Source organism: Nocardioides sp. Z13_37 (assembly GCF_058355585.1).
The window spans coordinates 33,474-50,370 of sequence record NZ_JBZGDV010000005.1; the positions used below are offsets into that span (position 1 = coordinate 33,474).

The 16,897-nt window shown below is 72.7% G+C and carries 11 protein-coding genes; 1 reads left to right on the top strand and 10 read right to left on the bottom strand.

Annotated features, from left to right (window positions below; genetic code table 11):
• Nucleotides 1-32 precede the first annotated feature (32 nt).
• The 10 genes from AC4H2S_RS13020 to guaB all read right to left on the bottom strand — a co-directional run bounded on the left by AC4H2S_RS13020 (nt 33) and on the right by guaB (nt 15,264).
• On the bottom strand, nt 33-1,298 hold the full coding sequence (locus tag AC4H2S_RS13020) for a DUF6986 family protein (RefSeq protein WP_491497412.1): 1,266 nt from the start codon (nt 1,296-1,298) through the stop codon (nt 33-35).
• Nucleotides 1,299-1,318: 20 nt separating this feature from the next.
• Entirely contained in the window at nt 1,319-1,633 is a 315-nt protein-coding gene (locus AC4H2S_RS13025; protein ID WP_491497413.1) for a hypothetical protein, read from the bottom strand.
• Between the two features lie 11 nt (nt 1,634-1,644).
• On the bottom strand, nt 1,645-3,357 hold the full coding sequence (locus AC4H2S_RS13030; RefSeq protein ID WP_491497414.1) for a sodium:solute symporter family protein: 1,713 nt from the start codon (nt 3,355-3,357) through the stop codon (nt 1,645-1,647).
• Nucleotides 3,358-3,486: 129 nt separating this feature from the next.
• Nucleotides 3,487-5,064, bottom strand: a complete 1,578-nt coding sequence (guaA, locus tag AC4H2S_RS13035; protein WP_491497415.1) for a glutamine-hydrolyzing GMP synthase — start codon at nt 5,062-5,064, stop codon at nt 3,487-3,489.
• 164 nt (nt 5,065-5,228) lie between these two features.
• Nucleotides 5,229-6,947: a GMC oxidoreductase gene (locus AC4H2S_RS13040; RefSeq protein WP_491497416.1), complete on the bottom strand. Its 1,719-nt coding sequence runs from the start codon at nt 6,945-6,947 to the stop codon at nt 5,229-5,231.
• Nucleotides 6,944-8,560 (bottom strand): succinic semialdehyde dehydrogenase, encoded by a 1,617-nt coding sequence (locus tag AC4H2S_RS13045; protein ID WP_491497417.1) that lies wholly within the window; start codon nt 8,558-8,560, stop codon nt 6,944-6,946. The genes AC4H2S_RS13040 and AC4H2S_RS13045 overlap by 4 nt, the downstream gene beginning before the upstream one ends.
• Before the next feature lie 103 nt (nt 8,561-8,663).
• Nucleotides 8,664-10,388 carry a glycerol-3-phosphate dehydrogenase/oxidase gene (locus tag AC4H2S_RS13050; RefSeq protein WP_491497418.1) on the bottom strand — a complete coding sequence of 575 codons (1,725 nt, stop codon included), beginning with the start codon at nt 10,386-10,388 and terminating at the stop codon, nt 8,664-8,666.
• Between the two features lie 31 nt (nt 10,389-10,419).
• Entirely contained in the window at nt 10,420-11,529 is a 1,110-nt protein-coding gene (locus AC4H2S_RS13055) for a GuaB3 family IMP dehydrogenase-related protein (protein WP_491497419.1), read from the bottom strand.
• Nucleotides 11,530-11,621: 92 nt separating this feature from the next.
• Nucleotides 11,622-13,622 carry a pre-peptidase C-terminal domain-containing protein gene (locus tag AC4H2S_RS13060; protein ID WP_491497420.1) on the bottom strand — a complete coding sequence of 667 codons (2,001 nt, stop codon included), beginning with the start codon at nt 13,620-13,622 and terminating at the stop codon, nt 11,622-11,624.
• A gap of 139 nt (nt 13,623-13,761) precedes the next feature.
• A complete protein-coding gene (gene guaB / locus AC4H2S_RS13065; RefSeq protein WP_491497421.1) occupies nt 13,762-15,264 on the bottom strand; it encodes an IMP dehydrogenase in 1,503 nt (500 codons plus the stop codon).
• Between the two features lie 46 nt (nt 15,265-15,310).
• Here guaB and AC4H2S_RS13070 point away from each other — a divergent pair, with 46 nt between their 5' ends.
• On the top strand, nt 15,311-16,873 hold the full coding sequence (locus AC4H2S_RS13070; protein WP_491497422.1) for a hypothetical protein: 1,563 nt from the start codon (nt 15,311-15,313) through the stop codon (nt 16,871-16,873).
• Nucleotides 16,874-16,897: the final 24 nt, after the last annotated feature.

Here is a 16,897-nt window from a genome sequence, read left to right on the forward strand (position 1 = left end):
TGCCCCTGCTCCCGGTGATCTCGTCGTCGCCGTCACGCGCGACCCTCCACGGCGCGGTGCGCCAGCCCGGCGAGCCGGCCGGCGTCCAGGCCGGTGCCGGCGCCCACCTCGTCGGGCGACAGCGCACCGCAGTCGACCCCGCGCAGCAGGAAGTCGGCGAGGGCGCGTGCGGTGGCCGGCTCGTCCAGGACGCCGGAGTCGCGGCGCTCGACGTAGGTGCGCAGCCTGCCCGCCGCGGCGTCCAGGCCCTCGCGGTAGAACCCGAACGTCGCCGCGAAGCGGGTCGGCAGCTGGGCCGGGTGGAGGTCCCACCCCTGGTAGTAGCCGCGCGCCAGCGAGCGGCGCACGAGCCGCAGGTGGGTGGCCCAGGCGGCGGCCACCTCGTCGGGCCCGCCGACCGGCAGCACGTTGGTGGAGCCGTCGGAGAGGCGTACGCCGGTGCCGGCCGCCGCGGCCTGCATCACCGCCTTGGCGTGGTCGGCCACCGGGTGCTCCATGCTCTGGTGGGCCGCCGCGATGCCGCACGCCGCGGAGTAGTCGTAGGTGCCGTAGTGCAGCCCGATGCAGCGGCCCGCGGAGGCGTGCACCATCCGCGCCACCAGCGCGCTGCCGTCGGGCCCCAGGATCGACTGCGGCGTCTCCACCTGGATCTCGAAGCGCAGCGCGCCGTCGGCCAGGCCGAGACCCGACTCGAGCCGGCCGGCGGCGTGCACGAGCGCCTCGACCTGCTCGACCGCGGTCACCTTGGGCAGCGTGACGACGAACGTGTCGGGCAGTGGTCCGTCCTCGACGAGGCGGGAGACGAACAGCGCGAGCGTGCGCACCCCGCGGCTGCGGGTGGGGGCCTCGAGGCCCTTGAACCGGATGCCGGTGAACGGCGCCGCGGCGCCCGCGTCGAGCGCCGCGCGCAGCTCGCCGGCCGCGCGGCGGGCGTCGGCGTCCTCCTCGGCGTCGGGCCGGGTGCCGTAGCCGTCCTCGAGGTCGATCCGGAGGTCCTCGACGGGCTCGCGGGCCAGCTTGTCGCGCACCCGCGACACCAGGTCGTCGTCGCCGCCGACGAGCGCCAGCAGTCGCTCCTCGTGCGCGTCGACCGCACGCAGCGCCGCGGCGCCGTGCTCGGCGACCAGGCCGGCGTGGAAGCGGTCGGCCGGGACGTACACGGTGTGCACCGGCTGGCGCCCCGCCCGCTCGCCCGGGTAGTGCTGGGCCAGTGCGGCGTCGACGTCCGCGAGCCGCGCGTCGAGCTCGCCCGTGAGCCCTCCCACGAGGCGGTCGAGTCCGGGCGCCAGGCTCTCCATGCGCCGACCCTAGACCCGGGTCAGTGTGCTGGGGGGCGCTTGCGCTGCGGCGCCGGGCGGGTCGGGTCGTCGTCGGGGCGGTCGACGTCGGCGGGGACGACGATGGGCCGCAGCCGCGCCCACGCCAGGAAGCCCAGCCCCACCGCCAGCAGGGCCAGGCCGGTCCAGAGGTTGGCGTTGATCCCGCCGGTCTTCTCCGGCTCGTGCTCACCGAGGAGCCCGGCCAGCGCGAGGATCACGCCGTACAGCGCCAACAGGCCGCCGATGATGTTGCGGATGTCGAAGAGGCCCGCCTTCCTGGGCTTGCCGTCGGTCTCGGGCGTCGTGGTGGACATGGCGCTCCCTCTCAGAAGACGAAGTTGAGGACGATGACCATCGCGAGCGCGATGCCGGCGAGCGGTGCGGTGCGCCGGTACCAGGGGTACGACGCCTCGTTCGGGTCGGTGCGGTCAGCGCGGGGCGTCTCGGAGTAGACCAGGCCGCGGAGCTCCTCGGCCGGTTTGGGCTTGGTCACCAGCGACACCACGACGCTGAGCACGATGTCGACCACGAAGGCGACCGACGCAGCGAGGAACGCCGTCCCCTGGCCCGCCAGCTCGAAGACGCCGGCCGCCGCGGTGCGGTCGACCGCGATCGCCGAGAGCGTGCCGGCCACCAGGCCCACCCAGCCGGCGGTCGGGGTCATCCGCTTCCAGAACATGCCCAGGATGAAGGTGGCGAAGAGCGGCGCGTTGAAGAACCCGAACAGCGTCTGGAGGTAGTTCATGACGTTGTCGTAGCCGAGCGCGATCTGGGCGGTGAAGATCGCGATGACCGTCGCGCCCACGGTGGCCAGCCGGCCGATCCGGAGGTAGTAGTCGTCGCTGTGGTTCTTGCGGATGTAGCGCTGCCACAGGTCGTAGGAGAACACGGTGTTGAACGCCGAGATGTTGGCGGCCATGCCGGCCATGAACGCCGCGAGCAGGCCGGCGATCGCCAGGCCCAGCAGCCCGTTGGGGAGCACGTCGCGCATCAGGAGCAGGAGCGCGTCGTTGTAGGCGACCCCCTCCCCCGACGCCCCGCCCTCGGGACTGCCGCCGTTCTTGAGGTCGATCATCTCGGTGACCAGGACGGCCGAGACCATGCCCGGCACGATGACGATGAACGGCACGAACATCTTGGGGAAGGCACCGATGATCGGGGTCTTGCGGGACGCCGAGATCGAGTCGGAGGCCATCGCGCGCTGCACCTCGACGAAGTTGGTCGTCCAGTAGCCGAAGGACAGCACGAAGCCGAGCCCGAAGACGATGCCGATGACCGACAGGAGCGGGGAGTCGAAGCCGGAGAGCGCCTGGCCCGGCCAGGCGTTCAGCTGTTCCGAGGCCGGTGGCGCGTCGGACGCCGACGACGCGCCCGCCGAGGCCGCGGTGATCTTGTCGGTCAGGCCGCTCCAGCCGCCGACGCGGTGCAGGCCGATCAGCGTGAGCGGGGTCAGCGAGGCGACGATGACGAAGAACTGCAGCACCTCGTTGTAGATCGCCGCGCTCAGGCCGCCCAGGGTGATGTACGACAGCACCACCGCGCCGGCCACGATCAGCGAGACCCAGATCGGCCAACCGAGCAGGGCGCGCACGATGCCCGCCAGCAGCGCGAGGTTGACGCCCGCGATCAGCAGCTGGGCGACCGCGAAGCTGATCGCGTTGACCAGGTGGGCGCCGGTCCCGAAGCGCCGGAACATGAACTCCGGCACCGAGCGGACCTTGGAGCCGTAGTAGAACGGCATCATCACGACGCCGAGGAAGAGCATCGCCGGGACGGCCCCGACCCAGAAGTAGTGGAACGTCGGCAGGCCCAGCTGGGCGCCGTTGGCCGACATGCCCATGATCTCGACGGCGCCGAGGTTGGCCGAGATGAACGCCAGGCCGGTCACCCACGCCGGCAGCGACCGCCCGGACAGGAAGAAGTCGATCGAGTCCGACACCGACCGCCGGGCCATCACCCCGATGCCGAGGACGAAGCCGAAGTAGATCGCGACCAGGAGGTAGTCGAGCCAGTTGGCGTCGATCAGGGTGTCGGACACGGGTGCCTCCCGAGTGTCGGCGGTGATCCAGTGCGGCCCTCAGCAACCTAGACCCGCGCGCGGCTCCGCGCGACCACCCCGCGGAAGGTCCTGGGGAGCACGGCTCGTGCCGTCACCGAGGCGCTGGCCTCACTCCCACTCGATGGTGCCCGGGGGCTTGGAGGTGATGTCGAGCGTGACCCGGTTGACCTCGGCCACCTCGTTGGTGATGCGGGTGGAGATGCGCTCCATCACCTCGTAGGGCAGGCGGGCCCAGTCGGCGGTCATCGCGTCCTCGGAGGTGACCGGGCGGATCACGACGGGGTGGCCGTAGGTGCGGCCGTCGCCCTGGACGCCGACCGAGCGGACGTCGGCGAGCAGCACGACCGGCATCTGCCAGATGTCGCGGTCCATGCCGGCCCGGGTCAGCTCCTGGCGGGCGATCGCGTCGGCGCGGCGCAGGATGTCGAGGCGCTCGGCGGTCACCTCGCCGATGATGCGGATGCCGAGACCGGGGCCGGGGAAGGGCTGGCGCCAGACCATGTCGGCCGGCAGGCCGAGCTGCTCGCCGACGAGGCGCACCTCGTCCTTGAAGAGGGTGCGCAGCGGCTCGACGAGCTCGAACTCGAGGTCCTCGGGCAGGCCGCCGACGTTGTGGTGCGACTTGATGTTGGAGGTGCCGGCGCCGCCGCCAGACTCGACCACGTCGGGGTAGAGGGTGCCCTGCACGAGGAAGCCGACCTTGTCGCCGGACTCGGCCGCCTCGCCCAGCACCTGCACCTCGGCGGCCTCGAAGGCGCGGATGAACTCGCGGCCGATGATCTTGCGCTTCTCCTCCGGGTCGGTGACGCCGGCGAGGGCGGAGAGGAACGTCTCGCGCGCGTCGTGGACGTGGAGGTTGACGCCGGTGGCGGCGACGAAGTCGCGCTCCACCTGCTCGGCCTCGCCCTCGCGGAGCAGGCCGTGGTCGACGAAGACGCAGTGGAGCCGGTCGCCGATCGCGCGCTGCACGATGGCCGCTGCCACGGCGGAGTCGACGCCGCCGGACAGGCCGCAGATCGCCACTCCGGTGTCGCCGATCTGCTCGCGCACCCGCTCGATCTGCTCCTCGGCGATGTTGAGCATCGTCCAGGTCTGGCGGGCGCCGGCGATGTGGTGCAGGAAGTGCTCGAGCACCTTCTGGCCGTGCTCGGAGTGCAGCACCTCCGGGTGCCACTGCACACCGGCGAGGCCGCGGCCGACGTCCTCGAAGGCGGCCACAGGGGTGTCGGCGGTCGAGGCCAGCACGGTGAAGCCCTCGGGCGCCCGGGCGACGGAGTCGCCGTGCGACATCCAGACCCGGTGCTCGGCGGGGATGCCCTCGAGGAGGGTGCCCGGCTCGCTGACGCTGACCGGCGTACGTCCGTACTCGCGCGCCCCGGTGTGGGCGACCTCGCCGCCGAGGCCCTTGGCCATGAGCTGGAAGCCGTAGCACATGCCGAACACCGGGACGCCGGCCGTGAAGACGTCGTCGTCGATGCCGGGTGCGCCGTCGGAGTAGACGCTCGCCGGGCCGCCGGACAGGATGATCGCCTTGGGCTTGCGCGCCAGCATCTCGGCGACCGGCATCGTGTGCGGCACGATCTCGGAGTAGACCCGCGCCTCGCGGACCCGCCGCGCGATGAGCTGGGCGTACTGCGCCCCGAAGTCGACGACGAGGACCAGGTCGTGCTCTCCAGGCTGCGTCACGCGTGAAGTCTATCGGCGCGGGCCCCCGGGAGTCGCTCCAGGGCCCGATCGGGGAGGGAGGGTGACCGGGCCCTGGAGCTTCGGAGCCCGGCCCTTGGGAGGGAGCGTGCTGCCGGACTCCGTACCCCGCCCAACGACGCCCTCGGGTGCGGGTTACGGAGGAGTCAGCTGACGCCCACGATGGGCAGGCGCAGGGCGCCGGGGGCGGCCTCGGGGACCACCGGGTTCTTCGGCTCGACGGGGGCGAGGCGGCGATAGGCCGAGCCCAGGGCCGGCCGCGGGTCGGCCTCCCCCTTGTTGGGCCAGAACGCCATCGCGCGCTCGGCCTGGGCGGTGATCGTCAGCGACGGGTTGACGCCCAGGTTGGCCGAGATGGCCGACCCGTCGACGACGTGCAGGCCGTCGTGGCCGTAGAGCCGCTGCCACGGGTCGACCACCCCGGTCATCGGGGAGTCGCCGATGGTGCAGCCGCCGATGAAGTGCGCGGTCATCGGGCGGTTGAACGGCTCGCCGATGGTGCCCCCGGGCGTGCCCCCGATGAGGTCGGCGACCCGGCGCACGGCCTCGTGGCCGACCGGGATGTAGGTGGGGTTGGGAGCGCCGTGGCCCTGCCTGCTGCTCATCCGCCACCCGAAGCGGCCGCGGACGCCGACGGTGGTGATCGAGTTGTCGAGCGACTGCATCACCAGCGCGATGACGGCGCGCTCGGACCAGTGCTTGAAGTCGTAGAACTCGAGCGCGTGGCGGCGCTGGGCCCACAGCTCGCGCAGCCAGGTGCGCACCCGCGACGTGCCCGGCACCTCCTCGGCCAGCACGGACTGCAGCAGCGCCATCGCGTTGGAGCCGCGGCCGTAGCGCACCGGCTCGACGTGGGTCACCTCGTCGGGGTGGAACGACGACGTGATCGCCACGCCGCGGGTGTAGTCGACCGAGCGGTCGCGCGCCACGGCGCCCAGGATCGCCTCGGAGTTGGTGCGGGTCAGCACGCCGAGCCGGTCGCTGATGTGCGGCAGGTGCCCCTCGCCCTTGAGCCGGTGCAGCAGCTTCTGGGTGCCGAGCGACGCCGCGGCGAACACCACCTGGTCGGCGGTGAACGTGCGGGTGGCCGTGCGACGCGACAGCTTGGCCTTGGTCCACCGCGCGGTGACCTCGTAGCCGCCGCCGTCGCGGGGGCGTACGCGCGTCACGGTGGTCAGCGGGTGGACGACGGCACCCGCCTGCTCGGCGAGGTGGAGGTAGTTCTTGACCAGCGTGTTCTTGGCGTTGTGGCGGCAGCCGGTCATGCACTCGCCGCAGTTGAGGCAGGCGTTGCGGGCCGGCCCGGCTCCCCCGAAGAACGGGTCGGCCACCTCCTCGCCGGGCGCTGCGTCGGGGCCGCCGAAGAACACCCCGACCGGGGTGTGGCGGAAGGTGTGGCCGACGCCCATGTCCTCGGCGACCTGCTGCATCACCTCGTCGGAGGGCGTGTGGAGGGGGTTCTCCACCACGCCCAGCATCCGCTTGGCCTGGTCGTAGTAGGGGGCGAGCTCGCTGCGCCAGTCGGTGATCCGTGCCCACGACGGGTCGGTGTAGAACGCGTCGAGCGGCTCGTAGAGCGTGTTGGCGTAGACCAGCGACCCGCCGCCCACACCGGCCCCGGCCAGGATCAGGCAGTCCTTGACCATGTCGATGCGCTGGATGCCGTACATCCCGGCGGCGGGGGCGAACAGCCACCGCCTGGCGTCGAACGACGTCGCCGGGAAGTCGTCGTCGGCGAAGCGGGCGCCCGCCTCCAGCACGCCGACCCGGTGGCCCTTCTCGGTCAGCCGCAGGGCCGTGACCGAGCCTCCGAAGCCGGACCCCACGACGACGACGTCGTAGTGGGTGACCGGCGTGGTGCTCATGCGCGGCCGAGCTTGTTCAGCAGGCGCAGCGCGAGCGTCATCACCGTGGCGTTGGTCTCCTCCGACATGCCGAACATCGGCGCGATCGGCACCAGCCGCTGCGTCCCGACCGACTGCGCCTCGGTGTAGCGGTGGATGCCCTCGGCGCCCTGACGGCGGCCGAGGCCCGACTCGCGCATGCCGCCCATCGGCGCCCCGAGCGAGCCGAACGTCGCGCCGTAGGCCTCGTTGACGTTGACCGTGCCGCAGGCGATGCGCCGCGCGATCGCCCGCCCGCGGGCGGTGTCGCGGGTCCACACCGAGGCGTTGAGGCCGTAGGTGCCGTCGTTGGCGCGCTCCACGGCCTCGTCCTCGCCGTGGAAGCGGTAGAGCGAGACGACCGGGCCGAAGGTCTCCTTGCCGAAGCAGGTCATGTCGGCGGTGACGCCCTCGAGGATGGTGGGCTCGAAGACGAAGGGGCCGAGGTCGGGGCGGTGCCGGCCCCCGGTCAGCACCCGGGCGCCCTTGGCGACGGCGTCCTCGACGTGGGCGGTCACGGTGTCGAGCTGCGCCTGGGAGATCAGTGAGCCGATGTCGACCGACCAGTCCTGGCTGGCGCCGAGGGTCATCGCCTCGGTGCGCCCGACGAACGCGTCGACGAAGCGGTCGTAGACCTGGTCGGCGACGAAGAGCCGCTCCATCGACACGCACAGCTGGCCGGCGTTGGAGAAGACGGCGCGGGTGGCGCCCTCCGCGGCGCGGTGCACGTCGGCGTCACGGAGCACGAGCATCGGGTTCTTGCCGCCGAGCTCGAGCGAGCAGCCGATGAGCCGCTCGGCGCACCCCTTGGCGATGATCCGCCCGGTGGCCGTGGAGCCGGTGAAGCAGACGTAGTCGGCGTGGGCGACGATCGCGCCGCCGACCTCCGCGCCGGGACCCGCGACGACCTGCCAGGTCTCGGGCGGGAAGCCCGCCTCCTCGAGCAGCTGGGCGGCGAGGAGGGCGGTCAGCACGGTCTGCGCGTCGGGCTTGGACACGACCGCGTTGCCGGCGAGGAGGGCCGGGATGCCGTCGCACAGCGCCATCGTGAGGGGGTAGTTCCACGGCGAGATGATGCCGACGACGCCCTTGGGCACCCGATTGACCTCGGCCCGGGTCAGCAGCGGGAACATGCCGGCCACCCGCCGGGTGTCGAGGTGCTCGTGGGCGGTGCGCGCGTAGTAGCGCGCGGTCAGCGCGAGGTGCGCGACCTCGAGGTAGGCGTCCTTGCGGGCCTTGCCCGACTCCCACACGACGAGGTCGATGAGCTCCTCCTGCCGGTCGAGCAGCAGGTCGTGCAGCCGCAGCAGTGCCGCGGCCCGCTCGTCGATGGAGGTGGCCGCCCAGGACACCTGCGCGCGGCGGGCGCGGGCGAAGGCCTCGGCCACGTCGGCCGGGCTCGACCGGGGCACGTGCGCCAGCGGCGTGCCGCCGATCGGGGACACCACGGCGGCCGTCTCCCCGGTCGTGCTGACCAGGCGCCGGGTCAGGCTGGCGACGTAGGAGCGGTCGAGGCCGTAGGTGGCGGTGGCGTCGTGCTCGGGGTCCGCCGGGCCCTCGGTGACGGGGCCGCGGGCGGGCGTCTGCTCGGTCATCCCTGAAGCGTAGATCGCCCCCCGAAGCGCCCGCTACTGGTCGGTCACTTCCGCGTCGGGACGTGCCGCCTCCCGACGTCGCCCGACGTCTCAGCCCGACTGCTCAGACGATGTCGGGCGCCTTGACCCGCGCCTCGTCGGCCTCCTGGTCGGTCGGCATGAGCTGGCTCTGCCGCTCCGCCTCGACGCGCCGCAGGTAGTGGTCGACCTCGTCGTCGAGCTGGGCCCGGTCCCAGCCGAGCGCCTCGGCCATCAGCTCCGCGGCCGGACGGGCGGCCCCGATCCCACGGTCGAAGGTCTCGATCGACACGCGCGTACGCCGGGCCAGCACGTCGTCGAGGTGGCGCGCGCCCTCGTGGGTCACGGCGTAGAGCACCTCCGCGCGCAGGTAGTGCTCGGCACCCGGCAGCGGCTCGCCCAGCTCGGGCCGCTGGTGGATGAGCGCCAGCAGCTCGTCGACCAGGCCGCCGTAGCGGCCGAGCAGGTGGTCCACCACCCCGACGGCCAGGCCCGACGCACGGCTGAGGGCCACGCGCTGGTTGGTGCGCGCCTCGTGACCCCACGCCCCCATCAGCGGCACCCGGTCGGTGATCGAGGCGGGGGTGGTGTCGAAGTCGCGGATCGCGTGGTCGACGGCGTCGCGGGCCATCACCCGGTAGGTGGTGAGCTTGCCGCCCGCGACGAGCACGAGGCCCGGCACGGGGTTGGCGACCGTGTGCTCGCGGGAGAGCTTGGTGGTCTCCCCCATCTCGCCGTCCTTGCGCATCGGCTTGAGCAGCGGGCGGAGCCCGGCGTAGACGCCGACGACGTCGCGGTGGTCGAGGGGGTCCTTGAGCAGGCGGTTGGCGTGCTCGAGCAGGTAGTCGATGTCGCTCTTGCTCGCCGCGGGGTGGGCCAGGTCGAGGTCCCACGCGGTGTCGGTGGTGCCGATGATCCAGAACTGGTCCCACGGGATGATGAAGAGCACCGACTTCTCGGTCTTGGTGATGAAGCCGCACTCGGACCGGATCCGGTCCTTGGGCACGACCACGTGGATGCCCTTGCTGGCGTCGACGTCGAGCTGCGCCCGGCCGCCGAGCAGGTCCTGCACCTCGTCGGTCCACACGCCGGCGGCGTTGATCACCACCCGGGCCCGGATCTCGAGGTCGCGCTGGCCCTCGAGGTCGCGGGCGCGTACGCCGACCACGCGGGCGTCGTCGCCCTCGCCGTCGCGCAGGAATCCGGTCACCTTGGTCCGCGTCGCCACGTGGGCGCCGTTGTTGGCGGCGGTCCGGGCGATGGTCATCACCAGCCGCGCGTCGTCGACCTGGCAGTCGTAGTAGCGGATCGCGCCGTGCAGGTCGTCGGTGCGCACGTCGGGCGCGATCCGCGCCAGCTGCCTGCGGAAGACGTGCTTGTGCTTCGGCACGCCCATGTCGTACTTGCCGGCCATCGCCATGGCGTCGTAGAGCGCGACGCCGGCGCCGACGTAGGGCCGCTCCCACGCGTGCTCGAGGGGGTAGAGGAACGGCACCGGCCGCACGAGGTGGGGCGCGAGCCGGGTGAGCAGGAGACCGCGCTCCTCGAGCGCCTCCTTGACCAGCGCGAAGTCGAACATCTCCAGGTAGCGCAGCCCGCCGTGCACCAGCTTGGAGGAGCGCGACGAGGTGCCCGAGGCGAGGTCGCGCTGCTCGACCAGGCCGACCTTGAGCCCGCGCGTCACCGCGTCGAGCGCGGCTCCGACGCCGACGATCCCTCCGCCCACGACCAGCACGTCGAGCTCGCCCGAGCCGAGCTGGTCGAGCGCGTCGGCACGCTGGTCGGCGTCGAGGGCCTTGGCGAGCGGCATGGTTCCAGTGTCGCAGGCGCCACCGAACGGGTCAGTGCTGGACGACGACCTCGATGCGCTGGAACTCCTTGAGCTCGGTGTAGCCGGTGGTCGCCATCGCCCGGCGCAGGGCGCCGATCAGGTTCATCGTGCCGTCGGCGACGCGCGAGGGGCCGAACATGATCTCGTGCAGCGACCCGACGGGCTCGAAGCCGACCCGCTGCCCGCGGGGCAGCTCGGCGTGGGTGGCCTCGCTCCCCCAGTGGAAGCCGAGGCCGGGGGCCTCGCTCGCGCGGGCCAGCGGGGAGCCGATCATCACGGCGTCGGCACCGCAGGCGATCGCCTTGGCGATGTCGCCCGAGCTGCCGATGGAGCCGTCGGCGATGACGTGGACGTAGCGCCCGCCCGACTCGTCGAGGTAGTCGCGGCGGGCCGCGGCGACGTCGGCGACCGCGCTGGCCATCGGCACCGCGACGCCGAGGACGGTGCGGGTGGTGTGGGCCGCCCCGCCGCCGAAGCCCACCAGGACGCCGGCGGCGCCGGTGCGCATGAGGTGCAGCGCGGCCTGGTAGGTCGCGCACCCGCCGACGATGACGGGGACGTCGAGCTCGTAGATGAACTCCTTGAGGTTGAGCGGCTCGGACTTGCTGCTCACGTGCTCGGCGGAGACGGTGGTGCCGCGGATGACGAACATGTCGACGCCGGCGTCGACGACCGCCTTGACGTGGTCCTTGGTGCGCTGCGGCGACAGGGAGCCCGCGACGGGCACGCCCGCGGCGCGCACCTCCTCGAGCCGGGCGGTGATGAGATCGGGCTTGATCGGCTCGGTGTAGATCTCCTGCATCCGCCGGGTCGCCTCGGGACCCTGGAGGGCGGCCACCTCCTCGAGCAGGCCGCTGGGGTCGTCGTAGCGGGTCCACAGGCCCTCGAGGTTGAGCACCCCCAGCCCGCCCATCTGCCCCAGCGCGATGGCGGTGGAGGGCGACATCACCGAGTCCATCGGCGCCGCCAGGACGGGGATGTCGAAGCGGTAGGCGTCGATCTGCCAGGCGGTGCTGACCTCCTCGGGGTCGCGCGTGCGCCGCGAGGGCACGATCGCGATGTCGTCGAAGGAGTAGGCGCGGCGTCCGCGCTTCGCTCGGCCGATCTCGATCTCGCTCACCGGGCCAGCCTATCGGCGATCCCGCGCCGGACGTACGACGGCGCGGCCGCCCCGGGTGGGGACGACCGCGCCGCCGATCGGTGCGCTGCGGGTCAGCGACCCGCGTAGGCCCAGGAGGTCACGTTCTCGGTGTCCTCGAGGCCGGTGAAGCCCTCGACCGGCGAGTAGGTGTCGGTCTGGAACTGGATGTTCTCGTCGTCGGCCGTGCCGCCCACGTTGTCCGGGCCGACCCCGTAGAGGTTCTGCCCGAAGTTGGCACCGCCGGAGTCCATCATGTTGTGGATCTCGTTGGCGTTGTCGGTGTGGTAGTTGCCGATCGTGTGCCCGACCTCGTGCGCGGTCACGTTGGCCACCGCGTTGGAGACGAACGTGAACCGGTCGCTGCTGGCGTTGATGTAGGTGTTCAGCGACGACGCCGGCCCGGCCGGGTTGCTCAGCACGTCGAGCAGGACGATGGCCTCGTCCTGGTGCCCGAAGTTGCCCGGGTCGATGTACTGCGCGATGCCGATCGTGTTGATGCCGGTCTCGGCGATCGTGCCGGCGATGTAGATGCGCGAGACGTTCTCCTGCCCGATCAGCTCCTGGTTGTCACGGGCGTTGAGCACCTGCACGTTGACGGCCGGGTTGGTGCCGGCGATCTCGTCCTGCAGGTTGCGACGGACCTGGTTGACGATCCGGTTCTCCAGGCGGCGCGCGTCGGCGCGCGCGATGCCCCACAGCGGGACGAACGAGGAGAACGGCGACACCGAGCGCGTGCCGGGGCCGCCCCAGGTGCCGGTGTTGACCCGGCCGGGCGCGAAGTCGAGCAGGACCGTCTGCTGGCGGCCGCGGTCACCCTGGGTGCCGGGGCGGTAGCCCTCCACCGTCACGTCGTAGGCGCCGGTGCCCCCGCTGACCTGCACGGAGTACCAGCCGGCCTCCTCGGCGACGTAGGCGATGGTGGTGTTGCCGCCACCGATCAGCGGCGAGGTGGGCGGGTAGAGCGACGAGGCGTCCGTGCCCACGCCTCCCACGCGCTCCTCGCCCGAGGGCGTACGCACCTTGAGACCGGTGGCGCCGCCCTGCGCGCTGGAGCCGATGACGTCGCCCGGGCGCAGCCGCAGGGAGTAGAAGTCGGCGTCGAGCGTGCGGCTCGCGATCGAGACGCGGTAGGCGCCGGTGTCGGCACCGCCGGCCCCGCTGCCGGAGTCGAACGGGTCGGCCGGGAGCGGGTCGAAGGCGTAGCCGCCGACCATCACGTAGTAGGTGCCGGCCGTCTCGGGCTTGTAGGACAGCGAGCTGAGCAGGCCCGTGCCGCTGTCGTCGTCGGCCACGAGCGGCGTGCCGTCGGCGGCCCAGACGACGAGGATCGTGTCGGTGCCGGCGGCGCTGCCCTCGGTGTTGGCCGTCAACGTCTCGCCGGCCCCGACCTGGACGGAGTAGAAGTCGAAGTCGTTGCTGCCCGAGCCGCCCGAGGCGACCGGGCCGTGGGGGCCGTCACCGAGCACCGAGTCGGTGACCGACGCGCCGTTGCCGGCGATGCCGGTGGACGTGGCGAGCGGGATGGAGCCCTGGTCCTCGGTGGTGGTCACCGTGCGCGGGGTGACCGCCGCAGGGGCGGCGAGCTCGCCCAGGATGCGTACGGCGGGCATGCGGGCCGCCGCCGTGCCGAAGCCGGGGATCGGCTCGGCGTTGGGGTGGGTGTCGTTGGACCCCGACCGGCCGGCGGGCTCCTCCTCGTCGTGGACGAAGGGGGTGGGCACCGCGCGGGCGTTGACGGCGCCGGCCTTGGCGCCGAAGGCGGCGCGGCGGTTGGCCGCCAGCTTGGCGGAGTCGGCACGCCGCTCGGCGCGCTCGTGCATCACCTTGTTCCAGGCGAAGTAGTTGGCGTCGGTGAGGTCGGGCAGGTTGGCCAGGTAGGGGTTGGGGTTGGTCCGGGCCGTCAGCGCGGCGGCGTCGGAGTCCTTGGGGGCCACCTGGATGCCCAGGTCGAGGGCCTCCTGCTGCGACGGCGTGACGGTGTCGTCGCCGGCTGGTGCGGCGACGGACAGGGCTGGGGTGACGACGGCCAGCAGCCCGGCACAGCCGGTCGCGACCAGGAAATTTCTGCGCACTGAAGCGCTCCTCCCGAGAGAAATCGGGATCGAGCGCCCAAGGGCGATGGATCACATCGTCGTCGTGGGGCCCGATCCCCTGACGCGAGCCAACGTAAGCCCGCACGACCGCTTTGCGGAAGGGCCGGGAGGGACGCGTTCAGGCGCCGGTGTAGTTGGGCGCCTCGACGGTCATCTGCACGCCGTGGGGGTGGCTCTCCTTGAGCGAGGCCGAGGTGATGCGCACGAAGCGGCCCTTGTCCTGCAGCTCGGGGATCGTGCGGGCGCCGACGTAGAACATCGACTGGGTGAGCCCGCCGACGAGCTGGTGCGCGACCGCGGACAGCGGGCCGCGGTAGGCGACCTGGCCCTCGATGCCCTCCGGGACGATCTTGTCGTCGCTGGCGACCTCGGCCTGGAAGTAGCGGTCCTTGGAGTAGGACTTCTTGCCGCGGCTGCTCATCGCGCCGAGCGAGCCCATGCCGCGGTAGGACTTGAACTGCTTGCCGTTGACGAAGACGACGTCGCCGGGCGACTCCTCGCAGCCGGCCAGCATCGAGCCGACCATGACCGCGTCGGCGCCGGCGACCAGCGCCTTGGCGATCTCGCCGGAGTGCTTCATGCCGCCGTCGGCGATCAGCGGCACGCCGGCCGGCTTGGTGGCCAGCGACGCCTCGTAGACCGCGGTCACCTGGGGGACGCCGACGCCGGTGACGACCCGGGTGGTGCAGATGGAGCCGGGTCCCACACCGACCTTGACGGCGTCGGCGCCTGCGTCGACGAACGCCTGGGCGCCCTCGCGGGTGGCGACGTTGCCGCCGATGACCTGGACGTGCTTGGTCGCCGGGTCGGACTTGAGGCGACGCACCATGTCGAGCAGCAGGTGCACGTGCCCGTGCGCGGTGTCGGCGACGAGCACGTCGACGCCGGCCTCGACCAGGGTGGTGGCGCGCTCCCAGGCGTCGCCGAAGTAGCCGATGGCCGCGCCGACCAGCAGCCGGCCGTCGGCGTCGTAGGACGCGTGGGGGAACTGCTCGCCCTTGACGAAGTCCTTGACCGTGATGAGCCCGCCGAGTCGGCCGTCGTCGTCGACGAGCGGCAGCCGCTCGCGCTTGTGGGCCCGCAGCAGCGTGGTGGCCTCGTCGCGGGAGATGCCGACGTGGCCGGTGATCAGGCCCTCGCGCGTCATCACCTCGTCGACCTTGGTGGTCGCCCACTCCGCCACCGGGGTGAAGCGCAGGTCGCGGTTGGTGATGATGCCGAGCAGCCGGTTGTCGAGGTCGACCACGGGCAGGCCCGAGACGCGGTACTCGCCACAGATGCGGTCGAGCTCCTCGAGCGTCGCCTCGGGGCCGATGGTGACGGGGTTGGAGATGATGCCCGTCTGGGTGCGCTTGACCAGGTCGACCTGCCGGGCCTGGTCGTCGATCGAGAGGTTGCGGTGGAGCACGCCGATGCCGCCCTCGCGGGCCATCGCGATCGCCATCCGCGCCTCGGTCACGGTGTCCATCGCGGCGCTGATGAGCGGCACCCGGATGGAGATCTCGCGGGTGAGCCGCGTCGTGGTGTCGATGTCGCTCGGGGCGAGGTCGGACTCCCCCGGCAGCAGCAGCACGTCGTCGTAGGTGAGGCCGAGCGCAGCGAACTTCTCCGGGATCTCCACACCTCCATTCTACGGGCGGGGGCGACGACTCTGGGACAGTGTGGGCGTGGGGGGAGACACGTGGCGCTCGGGGCGCATGGTCTGGGCGGCGGCTGCGCTGGCCTTCCTCGCGCGGTTCCCCTCGCTGCTCTGGCCTCTGCGCCCCGACGAGGCGGGCTTCCTCATGGTGGCCGAGAGCTGGCAGCCCGAGGCCGACTCGGTCTACGGCCGCTACTGGGTCGACCGGCCGCCGGTGGTCATCGCGTTGATGCGGGCCGTCGACGCGGTCGGGGGGGCGTACGCCCACCGGCTGGTGGGTGCCGTCGGGTGCGCGCTGCTCGTGCTGGCCGCGGCGGCCGCCGCCCGCGAGGTGGCGGCCCGGGCGGGGGTGCGCGACCCGTCCGCCGTGCGGCGGGTGGCCGGCTGGACGGCTGTGGCGGCGGCCGCGCTCGTCAGCAACGCCGACATCGATCCCGTCGGCGCCAAGGGCGAGCTCTTCGGCATCCCGCTGGTGATGGGCTCGTGCTGGCTCGCCCTGCGGGCCGTGCGCCGCGTGTCGAGCCGCGACGCGTTCCTCGCGGGCCTGCTGGCGATGCTCGCGGTCGGGATGAAGCAGAGCATCGTCGGCGGCCTGGTGTTCGGGGCCGTGCTGCTCGTCGGGTCGCTGGTGGCCGGGCGGCTCGACGCGCGCGCCGGGCTGCGGTGCGCGGCGTCCGCCGTCGCGGGCGCGGCGGTCCCGGTGGCGGGTGTCGTGGTCTGGGCGGTCGGGGCGGGCGTACGCCTGGACGAGCTCTGGTACACGGTCGTGACGTTCCGCTCCGACGCCAGCCAGGTCCTCGCCGCGCAGGACTCCCCCGCCACGGTGAGCCGCGGCGTGGACGTGCTTCTCGTGTTCGTCGGCACGGGCATGGTGCTCGTGCTCGTGCTGCTCGCCCTGCGCCTGCGCGGGCTGCTGCGGCGCGACCCGGTGGTGGTCGTCGCGATCGCGGCGACGATCGGGGCCGATCTGCTCGGGGTCGCGCTGAGCGGGAGCTTCTGGGCGCCGTACCTCTTCGTGCCCATCCCCGGCCTCGTGCTCGCCGTGGCCGCCCTGGCCGCCCACGACCAGGCCGACGACCAGGTCGACGATCGGGTGCGGCGCTGGGCGACGCCGGTGACCGTGGGCGTCCTGGTCGTCTCCAGCGTGGTCGCGCTCCTGGTCTGGACGGGCGCGTGGGTGCGCGGCCGGGTGCCGGTCGAGGTGCGCACGGGCGAGGCGATCGCCGCGGCCGCGCGGCCCGGCGACCGGGTGCTGGTCTACGGCGGCCGGGCCGACATCCAGTGGGCGAGCGGCGCCCCGTCGCCCTACCCGTACCTCTGGTCGCTGCCGATGCGCACGCGCGACCCGGACCTCGCGCAGCTCCGGGCGGTGCTGACCGGGCCGAACCCACCCACGTGGTTCGTCGAGGCGGCGCACATCAACGCGTGGGACGAGCAGGGCACCCGGCCCGTCGAGCGGTCGCTGATCCGCAAGTACGAGTTCGTGGGCACCGCGTGCGACCGCTACCGGGTCTACCGGCTCAACACCGTCGAGCCGATCCGCCTCGACGTCGACTGCACGACGCCCTTCCGCACGATCTGGGGTCACTGACCCTCTGGGCCGGCCCGGCCCGGG